The sequence below is a fragment of the Luteibacter sp. genome, from assembly GCF_051958795.1.
GTDB lineage: Bacteria > Pseudomonadota > Gammaproteobacteria > Xanthomonadales > Rhodanobacteraceae > Luteibacter.
In genome coordinates this window covers 1-2,398 of record NZ_JBQCFT010000400.1, presented here as the reverse complement: position 1 = coordinate 2,398, position 2,398 = coordinate 1, and the positions used below count along the sequence as shown (strand labels likewise).

Sequence of the window (2,398 nt, the reverse complement as noted above, 5' to 3'; positions counted from 1 at the left end):
GACGATGAAGGCGCGGTGCAGGACGAGGCAATCCTGCCAGAGATCCACGAGGTCACGCAGGCGCTCGGCCGCGTTGATGACCGGCAACGCGTCGCCAGGCTCTGCCACGTGCCGTTCGCGCAAGGCGTCAATGGCATGGCGCAACGCGTTGCCCTCGTCAGGCGCGCCGTCGATACCCTGGCGCAGCCACGCGATCACCTCACAGAGAACGCGTTCGCACCCGCGCGCGGCAGCGCTGTCGCGCAGCGATGCATGCGCCAGCGCATCGGCAAGCGAAGCGACCTGCGGGATCAGCATGGTCATGCGGTAGCGCACCTGGCGTGCTTCACTCGCCTCGTTGCGGCGCGTGGCGTCGTGGCCAAGGTGGGTGATCAAGGCATCCAGCGACGCGATGTCGCTCAGCAGGTTGAAGCGCAGCGGCGGCGTGGTCCGCCGCGCCGGATCGGTCAGCCGCCGCACGGCCCACGCGGAGGCATCCTTCATCAGCGCCGCCACGCGCTCATGGAACACGGGCCCTACGCGGTCGGGGAACAACACCGTGCTGACCACGCTCGCGCAGACGATGCCGAGCAGGATCTCTTCGGTTCGCGCCACCGCGGTATCGAACACCGCACCGGGCGCGATGATCGCGGACACCGCGATCAGGGGTGTCGTATACGAAGACAGCAGGAATCCGTACGCGCTCGGCTTGTTGTCACGGAGCGACAGGTACAGCGCGATCGCGCTCCACGTGCCCATGGCCAGCACCAGGGTGAGCGGGCGCGATGAGAACAGCGCGACAAGGCACGCCGCCACTGCCGCGCCAAGCACCGTGCCGAACGCGCGATAGATCGATTTCGAGCGCGTGGCGCCCGAGAGCGGGTGCGACACGATGTACACACTGGCGAACGACCAGTAGGGATTGGGCAGCGGGATGCGCAGCGCGATGTAGAACGCCAGGATCGCCGAGACGAAGGCCTTCCCCGAATAGAGCCATTCGGAGGCCGTGGGCAGTACGGGACGCATGGACGTCAGGCCTCGGCGTCGTCCTGGCCATCGAATACCAGCGCCGCGTTCAGCGCCTGGTGGACGCGCAACGCGGCGCGCACATCGTCCTCGCTCACGCCTGCGAGGATCTCGCGGCGCATCTGCACCATGCGCGCTTCCATCTGCACCGCCATGGCCTCGCCCGCTTCAGTGAGCCAGAGGGTCTTGGCGCGGCGGTCGGCCGGGTCGCTTTCGCGACGGACCAGGCCGAGTTCGACGAGCTTGTCGAGCGTACGCACCAGTGAGGGGCCGGTGACACCGATCTGCTCGGCCAAGGTCACCTGGTTGATCCCGCCCCCGGAACGGCCGACCAGCAGCATCGGTACCACGGTGGCGGAGGTCACCTCGAAATCACCCAGGCGCACGTCCAGCATCCGCTGGAAGCGGCGGCTGGTGGCAAGCGCGAGGGTGGTCAGCTGCATGTGCAGCCGGTCGAGGGGCGTCATGGAGAAAAGGATAGCATGCTAATAATTGCGATAACAACATCAGCCGCCCCAGCGCCTCAGGAAACCGGGGTCCCCGTACAACTCACCGGCTTCACCTGCCCGCTGTCCGGGTCCATCGACCCAGAGTGGTAAAGGTCCGCGTTCCGGCCCTTGGTCCACCAGATGACCGAGCCGGCGGCGTAACGCACGCCACTGGCCGACAGCAGGCTCACCAGCAGCTGCGGCTTGCCGTCGATCGGGACCAGCGCGAAGCTCTGCCCGTTGTCCCCGTTCCAGTAGCTCACCGTGAACGGCTTGCCGGTCGGGCAGTGGTACGTGAAGACCATCGGCTTCCCGGTCGCTACGCCCGGGATGCCGAGGCCCTGGGCATGGACCGGGGTGGCGCTGGCGAGCGCCACCAGGGCGGGAACCGCGACGAGTTTCATGGCTTTCCGAGCTCCTCGGCCGCTTGCAACAGGGGTATCCCGGAGACACGCAGCAGGCCGGTGTACGGCGCCTCCAGTTCCATGACAAGGAAAATCGACCCCGAGAAGGCCAGTGCCGCGCAGAACAGCACCACGCGTACCGAAGGGTTATGCATGGCGAACGTGCCCATGCCGACGAAGATCAGGACGATCCACGCGGTAACCACGACGAGCAGCGGCAATGGCTCCGAGGACTTCTCGTGCTCCGAGGTGAGGATGCGTTCGTGCGCGAGTTCCGCCGAGCATTCCAGCGCACGGTGCTGGAACCACCACTGCGACTCGGTGGTGGGGCGCAGTTCCAGGATCTTCCGCTGGAGCAGGGTAATGATGCTCAGGCTGGTCTGGGGCAGGCGAAACACGATCCGCTGCATCTCGCCATCGGGAGACACCCGGTTGGTCGCGCGGGCCAGGAAGGCGCGCAGGTCGGCGCGGATCGGCTCGGTTTCCGGACCATAGCCGGAG

The 2,398-nt window shown here is 66.9% G+C and carries 4 protein-coding genes; all 4 read right to left on the bottom strand.

Going from position 1 to position 2,398, the window contains the following annotated elements; genetic code table 11:
- Nucleotides 1–1,005 (bottom strand): FUSC family protein (locus tag ACTHLF_RS20680; protein WP_440330031.1); only part of this gene is annotated, 1,005 nt, incomplete at its 3' end.
- Nucleotides 1,006–1,010: 5 nt separating this feature from the next.
- Nucleotides 1,011–1,472, bottom strand: coding sequence for a MarR family winged helix-turn-helix transcriptional regulator (locus tag ACTHLF_RS20675; protein WP_440330029.1), 462 nt, complete (start codon nucleotides 1,470–1,472; stop codon nucleotides 1,011–1,013).
- Between the two features lie 56 nt (nucleotides 1,473–1,528).
- Entirely contained in the window at nucleotides 1,529–1,897 is a 369-nt protein-coding gene (locus ACTHLF_RS20670; protein ID WP_440330027.1) for an MliC family protein, read from the bottom strand.
- A partial coding sequence (locus ACTHLF_RS20665; RefSeq protein ID WP_440330025.1) for a hypothetical protein occupies nucleotides 1,894–2,398 on the bottom strand: 505 nt, incomplete at its 5' end. The genes ACTHLF_RS20665 and ACTHLF_RS20670, both read right to left, overlap by 4 nt.